General features: G+C 64.7%; 25 protein-coding genes. 8 read left to right on the top strand and 17 right to left on the bottom strand.

Annotated elements, in window-relative coordinates; all coding sequences use genetic code 11:
- Positions 1-261: 261 nt before the first annotated feature.
- From LFT46_RS10530 to LFT46_RS10520, 3 genes are read right to left on the bottom strand one after another with little or no spacing between them, the layout of a single operon-like run.
- On the bottom strand, positions 262-1779 hold the full coding sequence (locus LFT46_RS10530) for a recombinase XerD (protein WP_236819513.1): 1518 nt from the start codon (positions 1777-1779) through the stop codon (positions 262-264).
- Positions 1769-2107 (bottom strand): helix-turn-helix domain-containing protein, encoded by a 339-nt coding sequence (locus LFT46_RS10525; protein ID WP_217509636.1) that lies wholly within the window; start codon positions 2105-2107, stop codon positions 1769-1771. Before LFT46_RS10525 ends, LFT46_RS10530 begins: the two co-directional genes overlap by 11 nt.
- Positions 2101-3207, bottom strand: a complete 1107-nt coding sequence (locus LFT46_RS10520) for a tyrosine-type recombinase/integrase (protein ID WP_175319800.1) — start codon at positions 3205-3207, stop codon at positions 2101-2103. Before LFT46_RS10520 ends, LFT46_RS10525 begins: the two co-directional genes overlap by 7 nt.
- 423 nt (positions 3208-3630) lie before the next feature.
- Here LFT46_RS10520 and LFT46_RS10515 point away from each other — a divergent pair, with 423 nt between their 5' ends.
- From LFT46_RS10515 to LFT46_RS10505, 3 genes are read left to right on the top strand one after another with little or no spacing between them, the layout of a single operon-like run.
- A complete protein-coding gene (locus tag LFT46_RS10515) occupies positions 3631-4884 on the top strand; it encodes a type III polyketide synthase (protein WP_236819511.1) in 1254 nt (417 codons plus the stop codon).
- 16 nt (positions 4885-4900) lie between these two features.
- Complete coding sequence (locus LFT46_RS10510; protein ID WP_236819504.1) at positions 4901-5596, top strand: class I SAM-dependent methyltransferase; 696 nt, start codon at positions 4901-4903, stop codon at positions 5594-5596.
- 2 nt (positions 5597-5598) lie between these two features.
- Complete coding sequence (locus LFT46_RS10505; protein WP_236819502.1) at positions 5599-6744, top strand: FAD-dependent oxidoreductase; 1146 nt, start codon at positions 5599-5601, stop codon at positions 6742-6744.
- A 28-nt stretch (positions 6745-6772) separates the two neighbouring features.
- Here LFT46_RS10505 and LFT46_RS10500 read toward each other — a convergent pair whose 3' ends face one another.
- Positions 6773-7186, bottom strand: a complete 414-nt coding sequence (locus LFT46_RS10500) for a nuclear transport factor 2 family protein (RefSeq protein WP_236819500.1) — start codon at positions 7184-7186, stop codon at positions 6773-6775.
- A gap of 52 nt (positions 7187-7238) precedes the next feature.
- On the opposite strand from LFT46_RS10500, the gene LFT46_RS10495 reads away from it, so the two are divergent.
- The 5 genes from LFT46_RS10495 (at position 7239) to LFT46_RS10475 (ending at position 11028) form a co-directional block, all read left to right on the top strand.
- Positions 7239-7919, top strand: coding sequence for a peptide deformylase (locus tag LFT46_RS10495; RefSeq protein WP_236819499.1), 681 nt, complete (start codon positions 7239-7241; stop codon positions 7917-7919).
- Between the two features lie 67 nt (positions 7920-7986).
- Positions 7987-8868: a putative RNA methyltransferase gene (locus LFT46_RS10490; protein WP_236819497.1), complete on the top strand. Its 882-nt coding sequence runs from the start codon at positions 7987-7989 to the stop codon at positions 8866-8868.
- Positions 8869-8997: 129 nt separating this feature from the next.
- Complete coding sequence (locus LFT46_RS10485) at positions 8998-9471, top strand: NfeD family protein (protein ID WP_236819495.1); 474 nt, start codon at positions 8998-9000, stop codon at positions 9469-9471.
- Between the two features lie 22 nt (positions 9472-9493).
- On the top strand, positions 9494-10438 hold the full coding sequence (locus LFT46_RS10480; protein WP_236819493.1) for an SPFH domain-containing protein: 945 nt from the start codon (positions 9494-9496) through the stop codon (positions 10436-10438).
- Between the two features lie 242 nt (positions 10439-10680).
- Positions 10681-11028 carry an RNA polymerase-binding protein RbpA gene (locus LFT46_RS10475; protein ID WP_026266052.1) on the top strand — a complete coding sequence of 116 codons (348 nt, stop codon included), beginning with the start codon at positions 10681-10683 and terminating at the stop codon, positions 11026-11028.
- A 102-nt stretch (positions 11029-11130) separates the two neighbouring features.
- Here LFT46_RS10475 and LFT46_RS10470 read toward each other — a convergent pair whose 3' ends face one another.
- The 13 genes from LFT46_RS10470 to LFT46_RS10410 all read right to left on the bottom strand — a co-directional run bounded on the left by LFT46_RS10470 (position 11131) and on the right by LFT46_RS10410 (position 24978).
- A complete protein-coding gene (locus tag LFT46_RS10470; protein WP_236798392.1) occupies positions 11131-11874 on the bottom strand; it encodes a polyprenol monophosphomannose synthase in 744 nt (247 codons plus the stop codon).
- Positions 11875-11969: 95 nt separating this feature from the next.
- Positions 11970-13619 (bottom strand): amidohydrolase, encoded by a 1650-nt coding sequence (locus tag LFT46_RS10465; protein WP_236819491.1) that lies wholly within the window; start codon positions 13617-13619, stop codon positions 11970-11972.
- Positions 13620-13679: 60 nt separating this feature from the next.
- On the bottom strand, positions 13680-16607 hold the full coding sequence (locus tag LFT46_RS10460) for a DEAD/DEAH box helicase (protein ID WP_236819489.1): 2928 nt from the start codon (positions 16605-16607) through the stop codon (positions 13680-13682).
- 20 nt (positions 16608-16627) lie between these two features.
- A complete protein-coding gene (gene tatC / locus LFT46_RS10455) occupies positions 16628-17422 on the bottom strand; it encodes a twin-arginine translocase subunit TatC (protein WP_236819487.1) in 795 nt (264 codons plus the stop codon).
- A gap of 48 nt (positions 17423-17470) precedes the next feature.
- A complete protein-coding gene (gene tatA, locus LFT46_RS10450; protein WP_142133819.1) occupies positions 17471-17746 on the bottom strand; it encodes a Sec-independent protein translocase subunit TatA in 276 nt (91 codons plus the stop codon).
- Between the two features lie 32 nt (positions 17747-17778).
- A complete protein-coding gene (locus LFT46_RS10445; RefSeq protein WP_236798388.1) occupies positions 17779-18126 on the bottom strand; it encodes a hypothetical protein in 348 nt (115 codons plus the stop codon).
- Positions 18127-18136: 10 nt separating this feature from the next.
- Positions 18137-20122: a helix-turn-helix transcriptional regulator gene (locus LFT46_RS10440; RefSeq protein ID WP_236819480.1), complete on the bottom strand. Its 1986-nt coding sequence runs from the start codon at positions 20120-20122 to the stop codon at positions 18137-18139.
- A gap of 102 nt (positions 20123-20224) precedes the next feature.
- Positions 20225-20620, bottom strand: coding sequence for an FKBP-type peptidyl-prolyl cis-trans isomerase (locus LFT46_RS10435; protein WP_066275847.1), 396 nt, complete (start codon positions 20618-20620; stop codon positions 20225-20227).
- Positions 20621-20683: 63 nt separating this feature from the next.
- On the bottom strand, positions 20684-21658 hold the full coding sequence (locus LFT46_RS10430) for an FKBP-type peptidyl-prolyl cis-trans isomerase (protein WP_236798386.1): 975 nt from the start codon (positions 21656-21658) through the stop codon (positions 20684-20686).
- Between the two features lie 128 nt (positions 21659-21786).
- Positions 21787-23151, bottom strand: coding sequence for a Pup--protein ligase (gene pafA / locus LFT46_RS10425; protein ID WP_236819478.1), 1365 nt, complete (start codon positions 23149-23151; stop codon positions 21787-21789).
- A 9-nt stretch (positions 23152-23160) separates the two neighbouring features.
- Positions 23161-23871 carry a proteasome subunit alpha gene (gene prcA / locus LFT46_RS10420; RefSeq protein WP_236798384.1) on the bottom strand — a complete coding sequence of 237 codons (711 nt, stop codon included), beginning with the start codon at positions 23869-23871 and terminating at the stop codon, positions 23161-23163.
- Position 23872: 1 nt separating this feature from the next.
- On the bottom strand, positions 23873-24694 hold the full coding sequence (gene prcB / locus LFT46_RS10415) for a proteasome subunit beta (protein WP_236798383.1): 822 nt from the start codon (positions 24692-24694) through the stop codon (positions 23873-23875).
- 80 nt (positions 24695-24774) lie between these two features.
- Positions 24775-24978 carry a ubiquitin-like protein Pup gene (locus LFT46_RS10410; RefSeq protein WP_236819476.1) on the bottom strand — a complete coding sequence of 68 codons (204 nt, stop codon included), beginning with the start codon at positions 24976-24978 and terminating at the stop codon, positions 24775-24777.
- Positions 24979-25024: the final 46 nt, after the last annotated feature.

Here is a 25024-nt window from a genome sequence, read left to right as displayed (position 1 = left end):
AGCGATGTTGGTTGTTGGCATTGCCGTCTGGATCCAGGTTGCAACGGGCTCCCCGGCTGTGACGGCGGTGGGTTTCGCGTTAGCTGGGCTTCTTGGGTCCTACTTTGGTTGGCGATGGTCTCGAAAGAAGTCTGCTGAAGTTGAGGGTTATCGTCAGGAGCTCATTGGAAAGAGACCGATTGAGGATCTGCGCTCAGACAGGCGAGAAGACCTTGATGAGTGAGAGTTAGATGTCACTGTCGAAGTGTTCGCAAGGACGCTTCAAGGCCCGGTTCTTAGGTTGACGTAGCGGGACCAGGCGTCGCCTGCCGCGTCGGCGTGGAGGAAGGCTACTTGGTGGCTGTATCCGAGTGCGTCGGCGACCAGTGGCGGTGGTGAGACTAAAAGGTGTTCGTCGAGGGCCGTGTTTCGTGCGCCGCGCAGGTCGATGCCCAGGCTTCGGAGCCTATCCATGATGCCGTTTGGGTGAAGTGGTTGTCCGGCCCGGGTCCCCGGGAAGAGCCAGGGGCTTTGTGCGTCTGATCCTGTTCTGAGATTCGGACGGCCTTTAAGGTGCTCTCGAAGCAAGTCGGCGAAGGGTTCGGGAATGGGCACTGGGTGCGGGCCGAAGGTGATCCGCATGTTGCCGGTGCTTTCATTGGTTTCGATAGCGTCGGTCCGGAGTTTGGCGACCCGAACGAGCGGCTGGGCGTAGAGAAGCAGCAGGATGCCGGCGACTCGGTAGGGCAGGGACTCGCTGGTGCCGGTAAGCAGTTCCCGGAGCCAGGCCACGCGCTGGTCCTGGGTGATCGCGGGGCGGGTTTTGGCTGTGTAGTGGCCCATGTCCACCCTGTGGTTTGTGCCGGTGTTCTTGATGAAGACGATGAAGGTGCGGATGGCTTTTCTGGTCGTGGAACCGGTTGCGAGCCAGGTTTCGATGTCTTGTTGGGTGCAGTTCGCCGCTGTCCGCTGGTGGGTTTCCCAGAGCCAGTCCAGAAACTTGACGGTTTCGGTGATCTCTTGCTTGGCCGAGTGGACCGGGGCTTGGGCGCTCTTCTCCGGTGTTGTGATGGACCGGATGCGCCGGAGGTGATGCCAGGTGGCAAACTGTGCGACGGGTTTGGCGACCTCCTCGGGCAAGTGGCGGAGCTTGTCGTCAATCCAGGTTTCGAACCGGGCCAGATACGGGTCTTGGTAGGGGAGGAGTCCATGATGAATGAACAGGGCGCGCAGGTGATTGGCTTCGCGGTTCGCTGACTTGGCCGCGGCATCGAGTCCTTCGTGCGTCAAGGGAGTTTCCCCGCATGACAGAGAGGCCAGGAGTGCTTGGACTTTGGGGGAGCGTTTCCACGTGATGATGCTTTCGGGCCGGTCCGCTTTGCAAAGCGCATGGACGATTTTGCCGGCGGTGTCCGGGTCGGCGGGGTGCATGAGCAGTAGTTCGTTGAGGTCCTCCCGGAGGGCGCAGCGGGCGCATATGCCGCGCCGGTAGAACTCGCCCTCCGTATTGCAACGGGTGCAGTGGAAGTCGTGGAGGATGCCGGCGCAGGGCGCGCAGCGTGGCCCTCCGCTGATGTCCGGTGGCCCGGGTAGAAGTCTGTGCTGGCCGCACTCCGGGCAGGTCCCGTGGGTGCGGGTGGCGGTGGTGAAGCATGGGCCGCAGATTCGGCCTTCGGGCCAGGTGGCGCGGGTTTTACCGGCGGCCCGGCCGCAGCGTGCGCAGGTGGCAGTCCCCGTGGTGCGGGGCCGGCCGCGGCTGGTGCTGCGGGGGCTGAGGCCTGCGGGTTTGTCAGTGATCATTGTCGATGATGCGTGCGCGCCGTGGTCTGACGGTGCGGTTCAGGTCGACGACGTTGGGGGCGCTGGTTCCGGTTTTGCGGGCGCGGACGTCGGCGGCTGTGACGGTGATGAGGTCCTCGGGTCCGCAGGAGAAGATGTCGCAGATCGCGGCGATGACCTGCAGTGCGACGCGTTCGGGTTTCTGGTTGACGAGACGGTAGACCTGTGGGCGGGACAAGGTGATGCCGCGCTCGGCCAGAAGGGGGATGAGGTCGGTGGTGTTGTGCAGGCCCCGTGCTGCCATGAGCTCCGAGAGCCGCCACTTGTATTCGACGTCGCGTCTCACCATTCACCTCGCATCTGCACGCCCAGGACTTCATCCATGGTGCGGTCCAGCGCTGCCCGAAGGGTCGTGTTGCGGAAGTCGTCGCTGACGAACTGGTAAATCCCGGTGGTGGAGGCGTGTTCGTGGCCCATCTGATGTTGCACGAATCTAGGATCCCATCCGTCCTCCAACAGGTGCGTTGCATAGGAGCGCCGGAGCGAATGCAGGTCCAGGCCATCCATTGGCAGGCCCAGCTCGTTGAGGTAGCGCCGGAGCCGGCGCAGCAGGGTGGATTCGCAGATCAGGCCGCCGCGTTCGCTGGGGAACAGGTCCAGGGTGTCGAGCATGCCCCGTCCGTTGGCGAGCCAGTCCTCGAGAACGCCGGCGGTCCAGTCGAAGACCGTCAGGACGCTGCGGGGTTTGTGCGGGGAGCCCTTGCGGGATTTGCCGAACCGGACCTTGCAGACGCCTGCCTTGCCGAACCTTCGCGCCTTCGGGTTGGCCGCAAAGTCGATGGATTGCAGGTGCCGGAGCTCGTTGAATCTGAGCCCGTACGAGTAGGCGATTTTCAGCATGACGGCGTCCCGGTAGGCGGCCTGCCAGCCTTTCTTGCCTGAGGCGGCGATGAGTTCGACCTGGTCGTCGGCGTGATCGAACAGCATCTGGAGTTCCGTCTTGGTGAAGGGCCGCTTGGAGGGACGTCCTTCGTACTCCTGTGTGTGGGAGGCGGTGTTCCAGTCAAAGAAGACCTGGGACGGGTGCGTGCCGAAGCGCTGTTCGCAGACCTGGTCCCAGCCGTAGTCGGGGTTTGACACGTAGGACGTGAACCGGCGGAGCGTGGACTGGTAGCCGCGGACCGTGGAGTGCTTCAGCTGGTGGATTGAGCGGAGGTCACCGAAATACTCCTCGACGTGTTCCGGTGCCCAGTTCCACGGAAACTCGTTCACATGGTTCACGAACCGGCGGACACTCGCGATGCCCTTGTCGATCGTGTCGAACTGGAGGTTCCTGGAAAGCTGCTGGTTGCGCCACCCGGTCAGCATGTCCTCAAGAGTCTGTTCCTCGGGATGCAGCAGCTGAACAGCACTCAGCTGCAGCACACGCCCGGACGCGTCCACCGCCATTCTCGCCCCACAGTTCCCTCGAAGTTTGTGCTCAAATCTTGAATCAATGATTCATTAAATGCATCATCAGCACAAAACCGCAGGTCAGACGCTTGTCGCAACCGCTTCAAGGATCGATATTGCGCCCGTCGGGCAGCGCCTGGCCAGCGGCGCGTTAACGCTGTTCAGACCGCAAATTCCGCGGAATCTTAGGGAAGTGAAAGGACTTGGTGCGGATCCGGGGGATCGGGGCGATTGATTCATCTGATGCAATACGCAGAGTACTACTTGACATAATGTAGATTATCGGCGTTTCGGTAAGGACTCCGGGCGGGGTTGCCCAGCATGCATCCCTGGCCACAAAACCGGCCTGAAAGAGCATGAAAGCGCTGGTCAGGACGCAGAGGCATTGTCTTTATCCAGGCGCCCGTCAAGAATGAATCAATGACGGTCTACGTGCGTTCACTCGAAACTGCAGTTCCGACGACAAAGCTGATCCAGTCCGAAGCCCGCGACGTGTTTGCGGCACAGCCGGGTTTGTCCCGATTGGGTTCGCGGCTGGTCAACACCTGCTTTGATGGTGCAGCCATTGATACGAGGTTCACCGCCGTTGAGGAACTGACCACCACGGCCCGCTCCGAAAACCCGCAGTTCTATGACCAGGAATCCGGCCTGCTGCTGAACCCGAGCACCAAGGTCCGCAACGACATCTTCGCCCGCGAGGCCACAAAGCTGTTCGTCGAGGCTTCCCGCGCTGCCCTGGAAGCCGCCCCTGAACTCGATTTACTTGACATAACTCATCTGGTGACCGTTTCCTGCACCGGCTTTTTCAACCCTGGCCCTGACTATAAGGTTGTTCGCGAACTCGGCCTCAGTCCTGCTGTCCAGCGCTACCATCTGGGTTTCATGGGCTGTTACGCGGCGTTCCCCGCGCTCCGCGCGGCGAAGCTGTTCTGCGAGGCGGATCCCAATGCCGTCGTGCTGGTTGTCTGTGCTGAACTGTGCTCCCTGCACGTCCGGACCTCCAACAACCCGGACACCATCATGGGCTCGGCGCTGTTCGCTGACGGTGCGGCAGCCGCCGTCGTGACGGCCCGGCCAGGCGCCGAGGAAAGCGCGCTGCTGAAACTGGACCATTTCGAAACTGTCCTGACGCCGGTCGGTGAGGACTCCATGGCCTGGAATATCGGTGACAACGGCTTCGAGATGGTCCTGGGCAACTACGTGCCGCACATCATTGACGACCACATCGTGGATGCACTGGAACCGCTTTTAGCCAGGGAACCCGAGCTGGCGGCACTCCCCTACACCGCCATCCCCCACTGGGCCATCCATCCCGGCGGCCGCAGCATCCTGGATAAGGTGCAGTCCCGGCTCGGCCTCAGCGACACGCAACTGGTTCCCGCCCGGGAGACCCTGCGCAATTTCGGAAACATGAGCAGCGCCACCGTGCTGTTCGTCCTCAAACACATCCTGGAACAACCCCTCAAGGAAGAGGATGAACGGATCTGTTCCATGGCCTTTGGCCCGGGCCTGACGGTGGAAACGGGTTTGTTCACGAAGCTCCGGCAGTCCGCTGGCCGGTCGGCGAGCACTCCCCAGGAGGACCCCGCACAAATAGACACTCCCCAGGAGGACGCTGCCAGGGAAGAAGTCCTGCTCAAGGACAACCGGGCCACCGAGGCAACGCTTGCCTGAGCGGGCTTCCACAACAATGGACATCCTGCTTACCCGGCGCGCCATCGGCGATGTCGAGCAAATGGACCACCCCGACTGCGACCCCCGGCTCCTGGACAACACCTACCGGCAGTTCGGCATCATTAACAGGGCTCTGTCGGGCTGGCGTCGGCTCTACACCAGGGAGTTGCGCAGCCTGGAACGGCAGGGCCAGGCGCCGCTGACTGTCCTCGATGTCGGATGCGGCGGCGGCGACCTCGCGGTGATGCTGGCCCGCTGGGCAGCCCGGGACGGCATGCCTATGCAGATCACCGGCATCGATCCCGATCCCCGCGCGGCCAGCTTTGCCAGGCGCCGGCCGCCCATACCGGGCGTTGAGTTCCGTCAGGCCCACAGTGCAGACCTCGTCCGGGAAGGTGCGGCATTCGACGTCGTGATTTCGAACCACATGCTGCACCACCTCGGACCCGAGGAGCTGCGGCATCTGTTGGCCGACTCCGAAATCCTGGCGTCAGGGAAAGCGCTGCACAACGACCTCGTTCGAAGCCCCACCGCCTTTGCCCTCTTCAGCGTTGCCGCACTCCCCTTCCGCCGCTCCTTCATCCGCCAGGACGGCCTTACCTCCATCCGCCGGAGCTACCGGCCCGCCGAGTTGGCTGCCGCCGCTCCCCCGGGCTGGTCCGTGGAGCACTCATTTGCCTTTCACCAGGTCCTGACCTACCGCAAGGGCTGACCATGGATGCCGAGGTTCTGATCGCAGGCGGAGGTCCCGTGGGCCTGTACATGGCTGCTGCGCTGCTGCAGGAAGGTGTCTCGGTCAAGGTTTTTGAACAGAGGCAGACCCGGAACCGGCATACCCGCGCCATCGGCATCCACCCCCCGGCACTGAAGGCACTTGCCGGGGTTGGAGTGGCTGCCCCCATGGTGCAGGAGGGCGTCCCCATCAGGACCGGCCTGGCGGTCAGCGGCGGGAAGACAGTGGGGACCATGGATTTCGGCGCCGTATCCAAGGATTTCCCTTTTGTGCTGGCGCTCCCGCAGTTCCGCACGGAGCAGCTTCTCGAAGAGCGCGTCACTGAGCTGGACTCCGGCGCGATCATCAGGGGTGCCAACGTCACCAGGGTCAGGGACGACGGCGGCACGGTAACCGTTGAGGTCGAGTCCGGCGCAGGTGCCACGCGCCGCAGCGCCACGGCAGCGTTGCTCGTGGTGGCTGACGGTGCCCGGTCCCGGCTGCGCAGCGCGTTGCAGGTGCCGGTGGCCGGCAGAACGTACCCGGACCACTACCTCATGGGGGATTTCGACGACGGCACGCACTACGGGAACAAAGCCGTCCTGTTCCTCGAACCGGAGGGAATCGTTGAATCCTTCCCGTTGCCCGGCGGCGTGCGCCGCTGGGTGGTCCGGCTGGGACAGGCCGCCGGACCGGCGGCAGGCCCGCACGATCTGGCCCAGTTGGTGCGGCGGCGGACCGGGTTCCTTCCTGATACGTCCTCGAATTCCATGCTGAGCGCCTTCAGCGTGCGGTCCACCATTGCCCGCCGCACCGTCACGGGACGGGCGGTGCTGCTGGGAGATGCGGCGCACGAGATCAGCCCTATTGGAGGCCAGGGCATGAACCTGGGCTGGCTGGACGCCAGGGAGCTGCTGCCGGTGGTCTGCGCGGCCTTGGCAGGCAGGCCGACTGGCAGCCAGCTCAGGGAGTTCGAAAAGCGACGGCAGAAGGCAGCGGTCCTGGCCCGCCGACAGGCGGAAGTCAACATGATGCTCGGCAGGCCGCTGCCGTCACAGCTCCTGGGAATCCGCACCGCCGCCATTGGCGCGGCCGCGGCGATTCCGGCAGTGAACCGGTGGGCCGCCAGGCGCTTCACAATGCACTAGGCTCCCGGCGGGCACAAGCAGGCGGGGGTTACCGGAAATAGCAGTCGTAGCTGTCCTGGCTCACAATCACGCCACCGCTCACCTCAAAGACGGAGGCCGTCCTGGCGCGGACGGTCTCGCCGCGGTCCCAGTACCGCAGGTCCATCAGTACCGTGGCCGACCAGTCGGCCTCCACCACCACCCGGCCGCCTTCACAGGTGGTCCTCCGCACAATGAACTTCTGGTCCTTCACCACCTGGCGGCTTTGGTCGGCGCCGGCAAGGACTCCAGCCAGTGCCCGGGTGGAGCCTTCAGGGGCCAGCAGATGCGGTGCCTCGGTCAGCACGAACGATTCCGACAGGAACGGCCTGATCTCCGCCGCGCCGCCGCCGGCCTCAAGGACCCGAATGAATTCCAGTACGTGCTCCAGCGGGGATGCCGCCGGGAGGGAATTGTCAGCCATGCAGTAGACCCTAACCGACAGGTCCCCGTGGTCCGGCCAGTAGGCTGTCCCCATGACCCAGACTGTTCCCCAAACAACTGCCGGTGCCCACGAAATCCGTGAGACCGTGGAGCGGATCCTGTCCGCCGAATCCCTTCCGCCCATCGTCCAGGCGGGCCACCCGGCACTGCGCCAACGCGCCGCCGAGTTCGACGGGCAATTGTCAGCGGACCAGTTGCACCGCTTGATCGGGATCATGCGCCAGGTCATGCACGAGGCCCCGGGTGTGGGCCTTGCCGCCCCGCAGCTGGGCATTCCCCTGCGGCTTGCCGTCCTGGAGGACCAGTTCAACGTTGATCCGGAAGCTGCAGCCCTGAGGAACCGGAGCCCACTGGAGTTCCTGGCCATCCTCAATCCCCGGTACACGCCCCGGGGGGAAGGACTCGCGTCGTTCTATGAGGGGTGTCTTTCCCTGAACGGGCTCCAGGCCGTAGTGGCCCGCCCGGAGGCTGTGCTCCTGGAGTATCTGAGGCCCGACGGCGTGCCGGAGCACCGGGAGTTTTTCGGGTGGCAGGCGCGCATCGTTCAGCATGAAACGGACCACCTAAACGGCATCCTGTACATAGACCGGGCCCAGCTACGGTCCCTGAGCAGCAACGCCGAGTACGCGGCGCACTGGGCGGAGGCCGGCATCGGCAGGGCACAGGATGGTTTGGGGTTCGACGCCGGTCCGGCCGGCATTTCCGCCGGCTGATTCCAGCTGCCACGTACGCAAGGCGGCGGGCACGGACTGCGGGCCCGGCAGCCCTAAGATTGGTCCCATGCCTTCCGCGGATGTCCTTCTCCTCTGTCCTGTCTGCTCAGCTCCGCTCGAGCACCAGGAAGCGAAGGGTGGCCGCCATCCGCGCCTGGCCTGTCCCAACGGCCACAGCTTCGACGCCGCCCGCCAGGGCTACTTCAACCTCCTGGTGGGCAAGGGCTCACCCTTCGAGCCGGACAGTGCGGCCATGGTGGCGTCACGTTTCAACTTCCTGGGGGACGGCCACTACCGGCCGATGGCGCAGGCGCTTGCCGCCGCCGTCGTGCCCAACCTGCCGGCGGCAGGTGCCGTCGTGCTGGACTCCGGAACGGGGACCGGGCACTATCTGCGCGAAATCCTCGACGCGGCGGCTGCGGCCGGGCGCCAGGCGTCTGCCATCGGCCTGGACATCTCCAAATTCGCCCTCCGGCGCGCCGCCCGGCTCAATCCTGAAACGGTCAACCTGGTGTGGGACATCTGGCAGCCCTTTCCGGTGGAAAGCAACTCGGTAGACGCGGTTACCGTGGTTTTTGCCCCACGGAACCCCGCGGAATTCGCCCGGGTCCTGCGCCCCACGGGCGTGCTGGTGGTGGTGACACCGCGCAGCGGACATCTCGCGGAGCTCGCCGAGGCGACCGGGATGCTGGGAATCGAAGAAGGCAAGGACGAACGGCTGGCCGTGGCAATGGCCGGCCATTTCGAGGCGGAAAGCACCCTCGACGTCGACGTCGCGCTGGAGCTTAGCCGCACGGCAGCCGCGGACCTGGCGTTCATGGGGCCTGCCGGCCATCATCTGGACCGGGATCGGCTTGCGGCCCGGCTCGAAGATGTCCCCGAGCCTTTGGCAGCACAGGCGAAGTTCAGGCTTTTCATCTTCCGACCCGGCACCCGGGATGCCCCGTAACGACTTGGCCACTATCCCCCGGCAGCCTCCATGATCCGGCCCACACCGCAGGACCGCGGACTAGGATGAAAAGACAGTTACTGGCGGGTCCGCGGACGCGGTTCCCCCGTGACGAAGGGGGAAACAGGGATGTTCGAATGGCTTGGGGAAAACTGGTGGGCCGTCTGGCTCACAGCCTTCCTGACGTTTGCCGTGATCGAGATGATCACCCTTGACCTGTTTTTCATTATGCTCGGCGGCGGTTCACTCGCCGCACTGGTGGCCGATTTCGCCGGCGCCGATCCCTGGCTGCAGGTGGTCATCTTCTGCATCGTGTCCCTGCTCATGGTTGCCTTTGTCCGCCCGGTGGCGCTCTCGCACCTGAAGAAGGGCCCGTCCGAACAGCGGACCAACGTGGACCGGCTCATTGGCGAACCGGCCGTGGTGATGGAAGCAGTCACCTCCGACGGCGGCCTGGTGAAAATCGGCGGTGATATTTGGAGCGCCCGCTCCGCCGCGGGAGTCCTTCCTGCGGGCCAGAAGGTGGTCGTGGCGGCTATCGATGGCGCAACAGCAGTGGTTTCGGTACCGCCTACGGCGGCCACCGGACCTGATACAACCTGACAATTGGGGAACAAGGAGTTGTATGAATAACGCAGGCGGAACCGCGCTGGCCATCGTGCTGGTGGTTCTGATCGTCTTTGTCATCATAGTTTTGGTCCGGGCCGTCCGGATCATTCCGCAGGCACGCGCCGGCGTCGTTGAACGGCTTGGCAAGTACCAGCGGACGCTGAACCCGGGACTGACGATCCTGATTCCGTTCGTCGACCGGCTCCTGCCGCTCCTGGACCTGCGCGAACAGGTGGTGTCCTTCCCGCCGCAGCCGGTCATCACCGAAGACAACCTGGTGGTTTCCATCGATACGGTGGTGTACTTCCAGGTGACGGACCCCCGGGCTGCCACCTATGAGATCGCCAATTACATCCAGGCCGTGGAACAGCTCACCACCACCACGCTGCGCAATGTTGTGGGCGGACTCAACCTTGAGGAAGCCCTCACGTCCCGCGACCAGATCAACGGGCAGTTGCGCGGCGTCCTGGACGAAGCAACCGGCCGTTGGGGCATCCGCGTCTCACGGGTGGAACTGAAGGCCATCGACCCGCCGCACTCCATCCAGGATTCCATGGAGAAGCAGATGCGCGCGGAACGTGACCGTCGAGCCGCCATTCTCACCGCGGAGGGAACCAAGCAGTCCGCCATCCTGACGGCAGAGGGCCAGCGCCAGGCTGCGATCCTCAAAGCCGAAGGCGAGGCCAAAGCCGCAATCCTCCGCGCCGACGGCGAGTCGCAGGCAATCCAGAAGGTCTTCGACGCGATCCACAAAGGTAACCCGGACCAGAAATTGCTGGCCTACCAGTACCTCCAGACGCTCCCCAAACTGGCTGAGGGATCCGCCAACAAACTTTGGATCATCCCGAGCGAGGTCGGGGAAGCATTGAAGGGCATCGGCAGCGCCATCGGCGGCGCCAACGCGGAAGCCACCGCTTCCGGGCTCTTCGAGCAAGCGCCCGCCGACCGGAGCCAGCCCTAACACGACAGGGAAACAGGGAGGGTTCCACGGCAGAACCGCGGAACCCTCCCTGTTTGGTCCTGACCGATTAACACCCGTATAATTGGGTATTTGTCCGGCAGGAGTATACCGGCTGGAACAACCAAGCTTCGCAATGCGTTGAATCCTATGATGCAGCACAGTGCACACAGTAGTCCGGCGGTGCTACGGCGCCACCGGCTAGCGCGGAGATCTAATCCGCGAACCGACCAGAGGGAGAAAACATGAGCGATCGCAGCCTGCGGGGCATGCGCCTTGGTGCGCAGAGCATGGAGACCGAGTCCGGAGTTGAGCCGGCTCCGCGCCAGCGGGTTGAATACCGTTGCGCGGATGGCGAGCAGGTCTTCGTCACGTTCTCCTCCGAGGCGGAAATTCCTCCGGTGTGGGTCTCCAAGACCGGCAAGGAAGCGCTCCTGGTCGACGGCGAAAAGCCGGACACCAGCAACGACAAGGCAGTGCGCACCCACTGGGACATGCTGCTGGAACGACGTTCCCTGCCTGAACTCGAACAGATCCTCGAGGACCGCCTGACCATCCTTCGCGAACGCCGCGGAGAGCGCCGCTCGGCCTAAGGCCAGCCGCAAAAAAATGGGGCGGCCCCGCACTTTGGTGCGGGGCCGCCCCCTTTTTTTCGCGTATTCCGTCCCCTGCAGGGGTTTAGCCCGCCAGCAGAATCAGGCCTGCTTGTTCTTCAGCTTGCCTGCCAGGGTGTTCCATCGGGCAGCCAAACCCCACCTGGTGACATTGATCATGGCTTCGACGACGATGTTGCCGCTCATTTTCGATGCACCCAGCTCGCGTTCAACGAAGGTGATGGGGCGTTCCTCGATGCGCAGGCCCAGCTTCGCCACGCGCCAGGCCAGGTCCACCTGGAAGCCATAGCCCACCGAGTCCACCTGGTCCAGGTTGAGCTTCTCCAGGGTCGTCCTGCGGAATGCCCGGAAGCCTCCGGTCACATCCTTGATCGGCAGGCCGAGCATCAGGCGGGCATAGGTGCTGCCCACTCGCGAGATCGCCTGGCGATACAGGGGCCAGTTCACCACGCTGCCGCCGGGAACCCAGCGCGAGCCCATGGCCAGGTCTGCGCCCTGGTCCACCGCTTCAATCAGTTGGGGAAGCTGTTCGGGCTGGTGGGAACCGTCTGCGTCCATTTCAACCAGGACGTCGTACCCGGCCTCCAGCCCCCACTTGAAGCCGGCAATGTAGGCCGCGCCCAGGCCTTCCTTGCCTTTGCGGTGCAGGACATGGACCTGGGAATCCTCGGCGGCGAAGCCGTCGGCAAGTTGCCCGGTGCCGTCAGGGCTGTTGTCATCAACCACCAACACGTCCGACGCCGGAACAGCCTTCCGAAGGCGCTGGAGCGTCTTGGGCAGCGATTCCAGTTCGTTGTAGGTGGGAATGATCGTAAGGACGCGCACAAAGGGCCTTTCCTGGTGGAAGTGGTCGGTGCACCTGATACCGGCCTTGCCGGCGCCGGGCGCAACTCCCCATTATAGGGCGGACGGTTCCCGGGTCAGGAACGCAGTGCCGGGCTGGCGAACAGTTCGGCGCCGTTTTTGACGGTCTGCAGGCATACCGGGTCCGAGCCCGTGTCCAGGGCCGGCAGCAGGGGGGTCCGGGCGCGCGGATCTGTGCTCCATGACTGCACCCGTCCGTCGGCCACCTGGACCATCAGTTCCTCCACCTCCCAGACGGCAAAACTGGCAGGAGCTCCGGGAACCAGCTGCCCAGCCATGGGGTTTGCGTGCCGGGCAGCCCTCCAGCCGGCGCGGGTATGACCCAGGAACGCCGCCCGTGCAGAAATTCGCTCTGCGCTGTTGTGATGTTCCACGCAAGCGCGCACGCTGGCCCACGGACGGAGGGGGGTGACGGGACTGTCACTGCCAAAGCAAACGGGGACCCCTGCGGAGTAGAAGGCGGCGAACGGATTCATGGACCGGCTGCGCTCCCCCACCCGCCTCTCGTAAAGTCCGCCTGGGCCGCCCCAGGCTGCATCGAAGGCCGGCTGGGCGCTGACCGTCACGGAGTAGTGGGCCAGCTTGGCCACGGCAGGCGCATCAGCCATCTCCACATGCTCAAACCGGTGGCCGGCTGCACGCACCCGCTGCTCCCCCACTTCCCTGGCCGCCAGGTCCAGCGCTTCCAGGGCAGCGTCAAGCCCGGCATCGCCGATCACGTGGAACCCGCCCTGGATCCCGGCGAGGGAACACGCGGCAAGGTGGGCTGCCGCCTGGTCCACGCTGAGGTACAGTGCGCCGCGCTCCTGGGCCGCATCGCTGTAGCCCGCCCGCAGCGCGGCAGTGCGGGAACCCAGTGAACCGTCAATGTTGAGGTCACCGGCAAGGCCGCGGATGCGTCCTTCGAACTGCCCAACGAGAACGCGGGCCTGCTCCTCGGACGAAACCAGCTCGCCCCAATACGGCAATACTTCGGGAAACTGCGCACCGCCGTCCGCACCACCGTTCCAAGCGGCAGCAAGCTTGAGATCATCGGCGCCGCCAATATGCGGCGCCCCCATCTCTGCCACGGCAACGTAACCGTTGGCCGCCGCCTCCATCAGGGCACGCTCCTGGTGCCGCTTCAATGACTCCTGTGGCAGCTGGCGCGTTGCCAGTCGTGCCGCTTCGTGTGCCGCCCGCGTTACCCGGGCTCCGCCGTCGTACCCGTCCTTGCCGCGCAGGTCCGCTGACCGTGCCAGCGACGTCGAAACCAACGCCGAATGCACGTCCACCCGAGAGAGGTACACCGGACGACCGTCCGCTGCGCGCTCCAGTTCCTCGGCGGTGGGCAGGGTGGAGTCCGCCCAGGTGGTCTCGTCCCAACCGTGGCCGAGCACGGGCCCGTCACCGCCGGCGGCGGCAACTGCGTCCAGCAGGGCGCGGGCAGAGGCTACGGACCCCAGCTGCAGTGATTCCAGGGCAATGCCGGTTTCGGTCAGGTGCATGTGGGAATCGATGAATCCGGGGGCCACCAGGGCGCCGCGGAGGTCGATGACCTCCATGGAACTGTCGGCAATGGATGATGCCGCCTGCTCTGAACCGACCCAGGCAACGGTGTCGCCGTCCACCAGCATGGCCGTAGCGAAGGGGTCCGCCGCGGTGTAGACGGACCCGTTCCGGTACAGCACCGGGGTGGGACGGGACGTGGCTTCAGGGTTGGGCATGGCGGAAAGGACTCCTGTGTATGGGCAGGCCGGCAGCGGCCGGCAGGGGTGAAAGCGGGACTAGAGAACGGACGAGTACGCCACGACGCCGCGGCGGATGAGGTTGATGGCTTCGGCGCAAAGCCGTGCCAGCCGCGGATCAAGGCCGGGAATTTTTGCCAGCTGGTCCAGGAGGTCCACCACCTGTTTGACCCAGCGGACAAAGTCGCCGGCCGCAAGGTCCGTGCCGCTCAGGACATCCTGCAGGTGGCGGCCGCGGGCCCACTTGTAGAGAGGCCAGACCAGGCCCAGTTCAGGCTCGCCCGTCAGCGGAAGCTTGTTCTCCTCTTCCACGTCTTCAAGGACGGACCATTCCCTGACCACGATGTCCACAGAGGTTTCCAGGGAGACACTGGGCATGCGCGGCCGCAGGCCCCGGTCTTCGCGTTTGGCCTGGTAGACCAACACGCTGGCCAGGGCAGCAACTTCTGCGGCGTCCAGGTCATCGAACGCGCCCAGCCGCAGCGACTGTGAGATCAGCAGGTCCTTCTCGCCGTAGATTCGGCGCAGCCGCTGGCCGTCCGCGCTGATGTTCAGGCGGCCATCGCCGGCGTCCTCCAGATATCCATAGGCGAAAAGGACGTCGCACACCCGGTCAAAGGTTTTAGCGATGGTGTTGGTGCGGCCCTGGATCTGGCGGACCAGGCCGTCCGTTTCGCGCCGCAGCTTCCACCAGCGCTCCGACCACCGCGCGTGGTCTTCCCGTTCGCTGCATCCATGGCAGGGGTGTGCCTTCAAGGCCCGGCGCAGGGCCGCGATGCGCTTCTCATGGTTGGGAAAGGCGGCGCCACGGCCGAAATCGTGGTTGCGGTTCTGGCCGGGAGCGGGCGGCCGGTTTTCCCGCAGCGCGTTCCGGACGGAGGACGCAAGATCGCGTCGTGACTTGGGCACCTTTGCATTGAAGGACTTCGGGATCCGGATGCGGGTCACCGGGGCGATGGGACCTTCCAGGTCATCCGTACCGATTCGTCGCAGCTGGTTGTCCAGCGTAAGAACGGCAGGCCGCGGTTCGCGGCTGCCGTGGTCGGAGCTGAGTACGACGGCGGGCCCAGGGGCGCGTCCGCCGGGAACATTGACCACGTCCCCCGGCAGGAGACGGGCAAGGGAGTCGCCACTGAGTGACTTCTGGACCCGTGACTTGGTCCGGGAGGTGGCACTCTCCGCGTCGGATAGTTCCCTGCGCAGCCGGGCATACTCCGTGAAGTCGCCCAGGTGGCAGGTCATGGACTTGGCGTAGCCTGCCAGGGATTCCTCGCGGCTGCGTACCTGCCTGGCCAGGCCCACCACGGAACGGTCGGCCTGGAACTGGGCAAAGGAGGATTCCAGGATTTCTCGGGCCCGGGACCGGCCAAACTGTGCCAGGAGATTGATGCTCATGTTGTAGGTGGGCCGGAAACTGGAGTTCAGCGGATAGGTGCGCCGGGACGCCAGGCCCGCCACCGCCGTCGGGTCCGTTCCTGGCTGCCAGAGCACCACCGCGTGGCCCTCAATGTCGATCCCGCGGCGGCCCGCCCGTCCGGTCAGCTGGGTGTATTCACCTGCCGTGATGTCCACGTGGGCTTCGCCGTTGAACTTGTCCAGCTTTTCCAGCACCACGGAACGGGCCGGCATGTTGACGCCCAGGGCAAGGGTTTCCGTGGCGAAGACAGCCTTCACCAGCCCGTCGGCGAAGAGCTTCTCCACTACCTCCTTGAAGGTGGGCAGCATGCCTGCGTGGTGGGCGGCAAAACCGCGGACCAGGCCGTCCCGCCAGGTCCAGAAGCCCAGGACGTCGAGGTCGTCCGGCGGGATGTCCTGCCCGGCCTCATCGACCCGCTGGGCGATGATCCGCTGCTCCCTTTCGGTGGTGAGCCACAGTCCGGAACCGACACACTGCGCCACTGCTGCCTCGCAGCCGGCGCGGGAAAAGATGAAGGTGATGGCGGGCAGCAGGTCCATCCGGTCCAGGCTCGCGATGACCTGCGGGCGGCTGGCCGGACGCACTCCCCTGGGCTCTCCGCCCCGGCCCAAGCGGTCGTTTCCGCGCCGGCCGCGCTGCCCGCGGCCCCCGGGCCCGGGGCGGCTTCGGAAACTCTGCTGGGTTTCGCTCTGCGCCACTGTCAGCAGGTCCGGGTTGACGTCGAAGCCGCGCCCCGTGGCGTTGTCCGGAGATTTTCCGGGCTTGGCCGCTGGCCGGTCCTCATCCTCCTCAACGGGCGGGGCGATCTCGTCAAAGGTGGTTTCCCCGGCGAACAGGTCCATGATTTGCCGGCCCACCATGACGTGCTGCCACAGCGGTACCGGCCGGTGTTCGGAAACGATGATGTCGGTGTCACCGCGGACGGTGTCCAGCCAGGCGCCGAATTCCTCGGCATTCGAGACCGTGGCACTGAGCGAAGCGACCTGCACCTCGGTGGGCAGGTGGATGATGACTTCCTCCCAGACTGCACCGCGGAACCGGTCGGCAAGGTAGTGGACTTCATCCATGACCACGTAGCCAAGGTCGTCCAGCGTCGCCGACTCAGCGTAGAGCATGTTCCGCAGGACTTCTGTGGTCATGACCACCACCTGGGCATCACCGTTGATGCTGGTGTCACCGGTCAGGAGGCCCACGTTGTCGGCACCGTACTTTTCGGTGAGTTCGCTGAACTTCTGGTTGCTGAGGGCCTTTATGGGCGTGGTGTAGAACGCCTTCAGCCCGCGCTGCAAGGCGAGGTAGATGGCGAACTCCCCCACGATGGTCTTGCCGGCACCGGTGGGGGCAGCCACCAGGACTCCCCTGCCCTCCTGCAGGGAACGGCACGCCTGCTTTTGGAAGTCATCCAGCTCAAAATCCAGGGTCCCGCTGAAGGCTCCCAGGGGTGTGGCGGCGTAGGCCCTGCGTTCGGCGCTTGCGCGGTAGCGCTCGGCGGGAGACAGTTCTTCAGGATCGACGGGGCCGGTGGAGAAGGGTCCGGTGGTGGAGGACATACCCCAAGCCTAACGGCAGCCTAGAGCTTCTTGAGTTCGCTGCTTGGGGTGGCGATATCTGCGGTGGCTTCGGTCTCCTCGACCTGCCGGGCCTGGCGGCGGTCGCGTCGCTTGTCATTCATGATGCAGATGCCGATTGCTGCGAAGAACAGCGCCAGCAGCGGGACGGCGAGCATGAACATCGATATCGCATCCGCACCCGGCGCGGCGATCGCAGCCAGGACAAAGACCAGGAACACCGTGATGCGCCACGCTTTGAGGATGGTGTGGCCGGACACGATGCCCGCCATGTTGACGCCGACCAGCACCACGGGCACCAGGAAGGCCAGGCCCAGCATCAGCACCATGCGGGTGACGAATTCGATGTAGGTCCTGGCATCGATGACGCTGGAGGAACCTTCAGGGGTGAACTGGGTCAGCGCGTGGACCACCTGGGGAACCACGAGCCAGCCTACCCAGATTCCGGCGAGGAACAGCGGGATGGCCGCGGCCATGTAGCCCAGGGTGTAGCGCCGCTCCTTGGATGTCAGCCCGGGCGTGATGAACGCCCAGAGCTGGTAAATCCAGATGGGGCTGGAGATGACAGCCCCAATAAGGAGCGACATCTGCAGCTTGAAGTCAAAGGGCGACGCGATGGTTCCGAAGTTGATGGCAGCAAGGCCGCCGGTCTCATTCGAAATACGGTTTACCGGCTCCGCGAGGGCCTTCAGCAGCGGATCGTAAAGTATCCAGCCCCCAATGCCGCCAATGACGACGCCGATTGCCGACTTAATCAGCCGGTTCTTCAGCTCCTTGAGGTGTTCCCAAAGGGACATCCGCCCCTCGGGATTGGCTTTACGGGCCCGCGACAGTGCCACGGGAGGTCAGGCGCGGGTCGACGGCGGAACGTCAGTGCCGTCAGTCGGCTCACCGGGCTTCGCCTTGGGGTGGTTCACGATGGTGCCTTCCACCGGACCTGAGGCATCGGTGGTGGAGTCGGCTTTGCCGTCGTTCTTCATTTCCTTGACCTCGGACTTGATGATCCGCATGGACTGGCCCAGGCTTCGGGCCATGGCCGGAAGCTTGGGGGCGGCGAAGAGAAGCAAAGCAACAATGATGATGATTACGATTGGCCAGGGGCCATCAAAGAGTCTTCCCACGGGAAATCCTTTCCTCTAACTACATCCTACTTCTATGTGAAGTCGAGATCGCCGAGCGCCTGCGGCTGGCCCCGGTCCTTTTTGCGCTGCACTCGCCTGCGCCGGCGTTCTTCGCGCCGTGCCAGTTTGGATGCCTCGTAATCATGTCGCATGACAGCGGGTGAGGCAAAAACGGCAGAGCCCGGCACGGTGCGTGACGGATCACCGGTTTCGTCCGGGACCTCAAGGGGGCCCAGATGCCCCAACTTGCCGCCTGCGGCGCTGAGGTCCTTCATGATGGCCATGAACTGCCGGAACAGACGGATGCCCAGCAGGACATAGAAAAGCAGGGCTACGGCGACGAGCGCCACCCATATAAGAATCCAGGACCACCAAGGCATGGTGAAGAGTCTATCCGGCGTAAGTGTGCAGGGCTGCCGCCAGCCAGTCCCGCGCCGCGTCGGCTACCTCAGCGGGTGCCAGGATGCGGACCGCGCCACCATGTTGGGCCACGAACATCGGCAGCCAAGCCGTGCTTCCAAACCGGATCTCTGCCACCAGGCCGCCGTCGGGAAGCTCGGCTGTCCGCTCCGCGTAATAGTCCTCGGCCAGCCCCCTCCCCTGCCGGGTGAGCTGGACCGTGACGATTGTGTCGTCGTCGTTCGGGGTGAACAGCTTGGCCGGGACCCCGCTCTCCCGTTCTCCCGCCTTGCTGGCGGGCGCCCCGTTGGGGTGCACATCCTCTACCCTGTCCAGGCGGAAGTTCCGCAGCCCGTCCACCAGGTGGCACCAGGCTTCGAGGTACCAGGTGTTGTCAAGGGAGTACAGCCGGAGCGGGTCAACGTCGCGTTCCGTCACGGCGTCCCGTTGCGGTGACAAGTACGTGAGGTGGAGCTGGGAACGGGACTCGATGGCGTGGCGGACTATGGCGTGCGTTTCGGCGTCCTCGGGAGCAACCTGCGGTCCGGCGATGGAGGCAGCGCGGAGTCCTTCCTCCCCTGCGGCTGCCAGAAGCTTCAGGGTGACCGATTCCAGGGCCCCGCCACCGGGCAGGTCCGGCAGGCCATTGAGTGTCTCCAGCCCGGTCAGCAGGGCACAGGCCTCCTCCACGGTAAACCGGACTGGCTTTTTCAGGTCGAGGTCCTGGGTGATGAAGACGTGGTCGTCTTCCCACTGGATGTCCAGCAGGTCGTCCGGATAGCCCTCGGGCAATCCGGAGCAAATGAGGATCCGGAGGTCCGCCTCGAGCTCTTCGCGGGTGACGCCGAAGTGGCGGGCGACGTCCTGGATGTGGAGGCCTTGGTTGTGGACCAGGAACGGCACCAGTTGGAGCATCCGCTTGAGCTGGTCCTCCGAGGTCCCTTTCCGGGCAGTCCGTGCACGGGTATCGGTGAAGGAGTAGGCGGGGACAGGTGCGGCACTGAAGTCTGCCGCGGCCTGCAGCCGACGGCGTACGGCCTCGACGAGCACGGCGGGTTCCACTGCCAGGGCGTCCGGCCCGTAGGACGCCAGCTCCTCGGCCAGGACTTCCGGGTCGCGGTACTCCAGGACCAGCTGGTCATAGCCCCCACGGGGCCGGCCGGACGCCTGCGGGGCAGCCTCCTGGACCGCCCGGCGGCGAAGGGCCAGCAGGTGCCCTTTCCGGACATGCACGACGGCGGTGCGGAGCGGCAGTTCAGGCAGGCGTTCCAGCTCCGCGCGGATGTTGAAGTCGGCGGGCGGTTCGTACTGCTCTCGTGGCAGGGTGGTCACGGCGCTGGTGAGGCGGGAAAGCCGGAACTGCCGCGCGGCCTTCCGGGCCCGGTCGTAACCCATGAGGTACCACTGGCCAAAGCGGCTGCCCAGGCCCCATGGCTCAACGATCCGTTCCTCCTCCTTGCCGGTACTGCCTGCCAGGTAGGTGAAGGCCACCGGATGCTTGGCGTGCATGGCTGCCACGATGTCATCGAACGCCTGGCCCGCCGGTTTGATCCGCGGCTGGACCCCCGCGGGCAGCTCCACCTCTGCCAGCTGCCCGGATGCCTGCAGCTTCCGCAGTGCACTTTGGGCTGCCGTCCCCAACGCGGCACGCTCCCAAAGCTGGGAGGCCAGGAGGAGGACGGTCCACTCCTCGGGCCCAAGCTCGACATCAGGGAGCCGGTTGGATTCCTTGCCGATCCGGTACCGCGTGGTAGCGGGATCGTCCTCGCTCCAACCCAGGTCCGTCAGTGTCTCAACATCAAAGCCCATCGCGCGCAGGTCATTCTTGTCCCGCTCAAACATGCGCCCGAATGCGACGTCATTGCCGGAGGTGTCGTGGTAAACCTTGTCGCGCAGCTCGCTGCGGTGGAGCCCGTAGCGGGTGTTGAGGAGCGCGATCAGCAGGTTGAGGAGTCGTTCAGTGCGGGTTAGGGACACGTTCGTTACGTTACTAAACTCCCCCGGGGAAAGCAGAAAGCGCGGCTGGATGGAGGGTTGTCCTCCGTCCAGCCGCGCCCCTGGCGGCAGCCCTGGGTTGGGTCAGCGGACCCCGACGAGGTCCACGACGAAGATCAGGGCTTCGTTGGGTGCGATGGCCCCACCGGCGCCACGGGAGCCGTAAGCCAGCTCTGACGGGATCTCCAGGCGACGGCGGCCGCCCACCTTCATGCCCAGCAGGCCCTGGTCCCAACCCTGGATGACCTGGCCGACGCCGACGCGGAAGTCCAGCGGTGCACCGCGCCCCCATGAGGCGTCGAATTCCTCGCCCGTGGACCAGGCAACGCCGACGTAGTGGGTGGAGACGGTATCCCCTGCCTTGGCTTCGCGGCCGTCACCCTCGATGAGGTCGGTGATGACGAGTTCCGTGGGAACATCACCTTCCGGGAAGTCGATCTCGGGCTTCTGGCGGTCGAATTCCCGCTGTCCAAACGACATGCTTGCTCCTATGCGTGAGTGCTGATGGTTGCCGCGAAGAACGCGGCGTTCCTGTAAGTCTTGCTACTTGACCCCGAGGATGTCCACTACGAACACCAGGTCACCCTTCGCCTGGCCCTGGCCGGCGTCACCGTAGGCCAGATCCTTGGGGATGACCAGCAGGACGCGGGAGCCTACGGTTTTACCGGTAAGGCCCTGGGTCCAGCCCTTGATGACGCCTGAGAGCGGGAAGGTGGCCGGCTGTCCGCGGTCGAAACTGGAATCGAACTTGGTGCCGTCGCTGAGGTTGACGCCGACGTAGTTCACGGTCAGTGTGTCGGTTTCCTTGACCGTGGCGCCGGTTCCCTTGATCAGGTCCTGCGACACAAGGGAAGTGGGGGCCGGTGCTCCGGCTACATTGATTTCCGGTACGCCGTCCTTTTCGGTCACCGTGGGCAGCCCGGCCTGGGGCGACACCGTTTCACCCTGGGGCTTGTCCAGGACAGGAGTGGGGTCTGAGGCGGAAAGAACCTTGATGATCAGCAGCTGAGTGGGATCGGAAGCTGCGCTGGGGCTTGCGCCGGGACTGGCGCTGTCGGACGGGCCGGCACTTGACGACGGTGCACTCTGCTTGCCGGGGACGGCCAGGGCAAGGCTTGACCCCACCTTCGCGCCGACGAAAGCGTTATAGATGACGGCGCTGTTGGTCTTGAGCTCATCGTTCAGCTCCAGGTTTTCAGGCTCGTTGGGGAATGTATCCTCCAGCTGGGACCCATCCGTGCCGTTCAAGGCCAGGACGGAGATTTTGGCGATCTGGTTGGCCTTCACGGTGGCGCCGCTGCCTTCGGAAACGACTTTGATGGTGGGCTGGGTGACGGTCAGAGGCTTGTCGAACTCCACCCCCGGGGCCTTCTTGTCTCCGTTGTCGGTCAGCTTGATGGAGTCGAACTTTGCAGTCTCCCCGGCGGACTGGCTGCTTGGTTCGGGCTGGGAGGCTGTACCTCCGCAGGCGGTCAGGAGCAGCAGGCCGGGGAGGAGGATTGCTAGTAGTCGGCGCACGTAGGATAACTTTCGTCGGGGCAGGGTGGATACGACAATCCGCATGGCGGCGGACAGTGCCGTGGAGGTCCCGTTAAAAGGACCCTATCCAGAATAGACCCTGAAGCTGGGCGTCCGCCCGGAGCCGATCAACCCATGGAGTCGAGCAGCGTATCCACGCGCTCATCGACGCTGCGGAAGGGATCCTTGCACAGGATTGTCTGGTGGGCGCGGTCGTTCAGCTTCAGGTGCACCCAGTCAACCGTGTAGTCGCGCCCGAGTTCCTGTGCCCGGCGGACAAAGTCCCCCCGGAGCTTGGCCCGGGTGGTTTGCGGGGGTGCGTCCACGGCACTCTTGATCACCGTATCGTCAACGATCCGGCGCACCGCGCCACGGGACTGGAGCAGGTAGAAGAGTCCACGGCTGCGGGAAATGTCATGGTACGTCAGGTCGAGTTGGGCGATCCGGGGAGCCTCCAACCCAAGCCCGTGCCGTTCGCGGTAATTGTCCATTAGCTTCTTCTTGATGGCCCAGTCGATTTCCGTATCGATGCCCCTGGTATCACCCGATTCGATGGCGTTCAGCGTGCGTTCCCACAGGTCCAGGATCACCGGAACGTGCTGGTTGTGGGCGCCGTGCTCCTTCACGAAGGCCGTGACCTTGGTCAGGTATTCCTGCTGGATCTCAAGGGCTGTGAGCTGGCGGCCGTTGGCCAGGCGGACCAGGGCGCGGCCGCTGAGGTCGTGGGAGATTTCCCGGATGCTGCGGATGGGATTTTCCATCCGCATGTCGCGCATGATCACGCCCGCCTCGATCATCCGAAGAACCAGGTCCACGGTGCCGATCTTCATCAGTGCCGTCGCCTCGGACATGTTGGAGTCACCGACGATGACGTGCAGTCGCCGGTAGAACTCGGCATCTGCGTGCGGCTCGTCCCTGGTGTTGATAATGGGGCGGGACCGGGTGGTGGCGGAGGAGACGCCCTCCCAGATGTGGTCGGCGCGCTGGGAAAAGGCGTAGGTGGCCCCGTGGGGAGTCTTCAGGATCTTGCCGGCCCCGGCGATGAGCTGGCGGGTGACGAGGAACGGAATCAGGATCTCGGCCAGACGGGAAAACTCGCCGCGCCGCGGAATGAGGTAGTTCTCGTGGCTGCCGTAAGAGTTGCCGGCGGAGTCCGTGTTGTTCTTGAACAGGTACACGGTGCCGTTGAACCCTTCAGCAGCCAGACGCGCCTGGGCCTCGTCCACCAGGTCGTCAAGGATCAGTTCACCGGCACGGTCATGGGCGATCAGCTGGGCAAGGTCGTCGCATTCTGCCGTGGCGTACTCGGGATGGGACCCCACATCGAGGTACAGCCGGGAACCGTTGGTAAGGAACACGTTCGACGAACGCCCCCAGCTGACCACCTTGCGGAAGAGGTACCGGGCCACCTCCTCGGGAGCAAGAGGCCTGGAGTCCGGGCTCGAATAAGAGATCCCGAACTCGGTTTCGATGCCGAAGATTCTCTTGTCCATGTTGTCCTCCTAGGCCAGCAGTGCTGTGATGTCCGCGTCATTAAGCCTGCGGAAGGCGCGCCGGGTGCCGCGGGTGCTGTCGGAAAGCCTGTCCAGCACGGCCACCTCGAGGGCGCTGGGCGGCAGTGGCGCTCCCGGCTGCTCCCCCTCCTGGACAGGCGTCAGCCCCTTCAGTGCCAGCCGCACTGCGTCAGCGAAGCCCATCGAGGCCTGCCAGCCTGCATCAATTGCCGACGACACCTTCTCGGCCTGGCCGCCCATCACGACGAAGCTGTGCTCGTCGGCAATGGACCCATCAAACGTCAGCCGGTACAGGTGGTCTTCGGCCTGCGTGGGACCCACCTCCGCGACGGCAAGTTCCACCTCGAAAGGCTTCTGTTCAGCGGTGAAGACGGCGCCCAGGCTTTGCGCATACACGCTCGCCAAGCCACGGGCGGTTACATCCTCGCGATCGTACGAGTATCCCCGGACGTCGGCGTAGCGCACGCCGGCCTGCCTGAGGCTTTCGAATTCGTTGTACTTGCCCACCGCGGCGAACGCGATCTTGTCATAGATCTCACCGATCTTGTGGAGGGACGGCGAGGGATTCTCGGCGACGAGTGCAATGCCGTCGGCGCAGCTGATGACCACAACGGAGCGGCCCCGGGCGATGCCTTTCCGCGCAAAATCCGCGCGGTCCTTCATCAGCTGTTCGGGCGAGACATAGAACTGCTGGGTCATCTCAGGCCTCCCGTCCGGCGATGGTGCGTGCTTCAATCACGCCGCGGGAGGCAGCCGCAAGTTCAGGTTCCGGCACCCGGCGGGCGCCCGTCCTGTCCACCGTATAGACCACGGGCCACAGCTGCCGGACCGTATCGGGTCCGCCCGTGGCGGAGTCGTCGTCGGCGGCGTCATACAGGGACTCCACGGCAACGGAAAGTGCCTCGGCTGCGGTGAGGTTGGGGCGCCAGAGCTTTTTCAGCGCGCCGCGGGCGAAGACGGAACCGGAGCCGACGGTGTGGTGTTCGTGTTCCTCATACCTGCCGCCGGTGACGTCGTAGGAAAACAGCCGGCCGACACCGGCGGTGGTGTCGAAACCTGCGAAGAGGGGCACTACCGCCAGACCCTGCAGGGCCAGCGGAAGGTTGCCCCTGATCATGGCCCCCAGCCGGTTGGCCTTGCCCTCAAGGCTGAGCTGGGTTCCTTCAATTTTTTCGTAGTGTTCGAGTTCAACCTGGAAGAGCCGGGTCAGGTCAATCGCGATGCCCGCCGTTCCGGCGATGCCCAGGACCGAGAAGTGGTCCGCGGGAAAAACCTTCTCGATGTGCCTGCTGGCGATGACGTTTCCCATGGTGGCCCGCCTGTCCCCCGCCATCAGGACACCGCCGCCGTAGCTCATGGCAACGATGGTGGTGGCGTGTGGGACCTGCACCGGGACAGCCGCGGACGCACCACCTTGGAGGGACCGGCTAAAGGGCAATAGCTCGGGCCGGTCCCGTAGAAGGTGCTCCGTAAAGGACGAGGTGGCGTTTGCGGCTACCTGGTTGGCGGTTGATTCCTGCACTCATCACTCCTTGAACGTGGTACTTCAACGTTGGTACAGATCCCGGCCTTCCGCGGCTTCCGCCACCTTCCGGGTCCGGGTTACTGGCCGCCCTTTTGGACGAACGCCCGGACAAACTCCTCGGCGTTGGATTCCAGGACGCCGTCGATCTCGTCGAGCAGGTCGTCAACGCCTTCGGTTGAAACCGAGGCCTGCGCCCCAGGTGGTGCCGGGGGCGCCTCGGGGATGTCTTCGTCGACCTGGCTGTCGCGTGATTGGGGCTGTTGCTGCTCCTGGCCTGCCATTGGTTTCCCTCCTTCTTCCTTCGGTGGATCCGGCGGATCCTCCGAT

Origin of the sequence: Arthrobacter sp. FW306-07-I (assembly GCF_021800405.1) — a bacterium.
Lineage (GTDB): Bacteria > Actinomycetota > Actinomycetes > Actinomycetales > Micrococcaceae > Arthrobacter.
Note: the sequence above shows the minus strand (reverse complement) of the source record. Positions and strands in the feature narration are given on the sequence as shown.

Bases quoted from the DNA above. Each gene is read 5' to 3' on its own strand.
- LFT46_RS10485 (WP_236819495.1), top strand. From the start codon at position 8,998: ATGTTCGAATGGCTTGGGGAAAACTGGTGGGCCGTCTGGCTCACAGCC.
- LFT46_RS10520 (WP_175319800.1), bottom strand. From the start codon at position 3,207: ATGGCGGTGGACGCGTCCGGGCGTGTGCTGCAGCTGAGTGCTGTTCAG.
- prcA (WP_236798384.1), bottom strand. From the start codon at position 23,871: ATGACCCAGCAGTTCTATGTCTCGCCCGAACAGCTGATGAAGGACCGC.
- LFT46_RS10465 (WP_236819491.1), bottom strand. From the start codon at position 13,619: ATGCCCAACCCTGAAGCCACGTCCCGTCCCACCCCGGTGCTGTACCGG.
- LFT46_RS10460 (WP_236819489.1), bottom strand. From the start codon at position 16,607: ATGTCCTCCACCACCGGACCCTTCTCCACCGGCCCCGTCGATCCTGAA.
- LFT46_RS10475 (WP_026266052.1), top strand. From the start codon at position 10,681: ATGAGCGATCGCAGCCTGCGGGGCATGCGCCTTGGTGCGCAGAGCATG.
- LFT46_RS10490 (WP_236819497.1), top strand. From the start codon at position 7,987: ATGCCTTCCGCGGATGTCCTTCTCCTCTGTCCTGTCTGCTCAGCTCCG.
- LFT46_RS10530 (WP_236819513.1), bottom strand. From the start codon at position 1,779: ATGATCACTGACAAACCCGCAGGCCTCAGCCCCCGCAGCACCAGCCGC.
- LFT46_RS10410 (WP_236819476.1), bottom strand. From the start codon at position 24,978: ATGGCAGGCCAGGAGCAGCAACAGCCCCAATCACGCGACAGCCAGGTC.
- LFT46_RS10525 (WP_217509636.1), bottom strand. From the start codon at position 2,107: ATGGTGAGACGCGACGTCGAATACAAGTGGCGGCTCTCGGAGCTCATG.
- LFT46_RS10505 (WP_236819502.1), top strand. From the start codon at position 5,599: ATGGATGCCGAGGTTCTGATCGCAGGCGGAGGTCCCGTGGGCCTGTAC.
- LFT46_RS10515 (WP_236819511.1), top strand. From the start codon at position 3,631: ATGACGGTCTACGTGCGTTCACTCGAAACTGCAGTTCCGACGACAAAG.
- LFT46_RS10500 (WP_236819500.1), bottom strand. From the start codon at position 7,186: ATGGCTGACAATTCCCTCCCGGCGGCATCCCCGCTGGAGCACGTACTG.
- tatC (WP_236819487.1), bottom strand. From the start codon at position 17,422: ATGTCCCTTTGGGAACACCTCAAGGAGCTGAAGAACCGGCTGATTAAG.
- LFT46_RS10435 (WP_066275847.1), bottom strand. From the start codon at position 20,620: ATGTCGTTTGGACAGCGGGAATTCGACCGCCAGAAGCCCGAGATCGAC.
- LFT46_RS10480 (WP_236819493.1), top strand. From the start codon at position 9,494: ATGAATAACGCAGGCGGAACCGCGCTGGCCATCGTGCTGGTGGTTCTG.
- LFT46_RS10445 (WP_236798388.1), bottom strand. From the start codon at position 18,126: ATGCCTTGGTGGTCCTGGATTCTTATATGGGTGGCGCTCGTCGCCGTA.
- pafA (WP_236819478.1), bottom strand. From the start codon at position 23,151: ATGGACAAGAGAATCTTCGGCATCGAAACCGAGTTCGGGATCTCTTAT.
- LFT46_RS10495 (WP_236819499.1), top strand. From the start codon at position 7,239: ATGACCCAGACTGTTCCCCAAACAACTGCCGGTGCCCACGAAATCCGT.
- LFT46_RS10510 (WP_236819504.1), top strand. From the start codon at position 4,901: ATGGACATCCTGCTTACCCGGCGCGCCATCGGCGATGTCGAGCAAATG.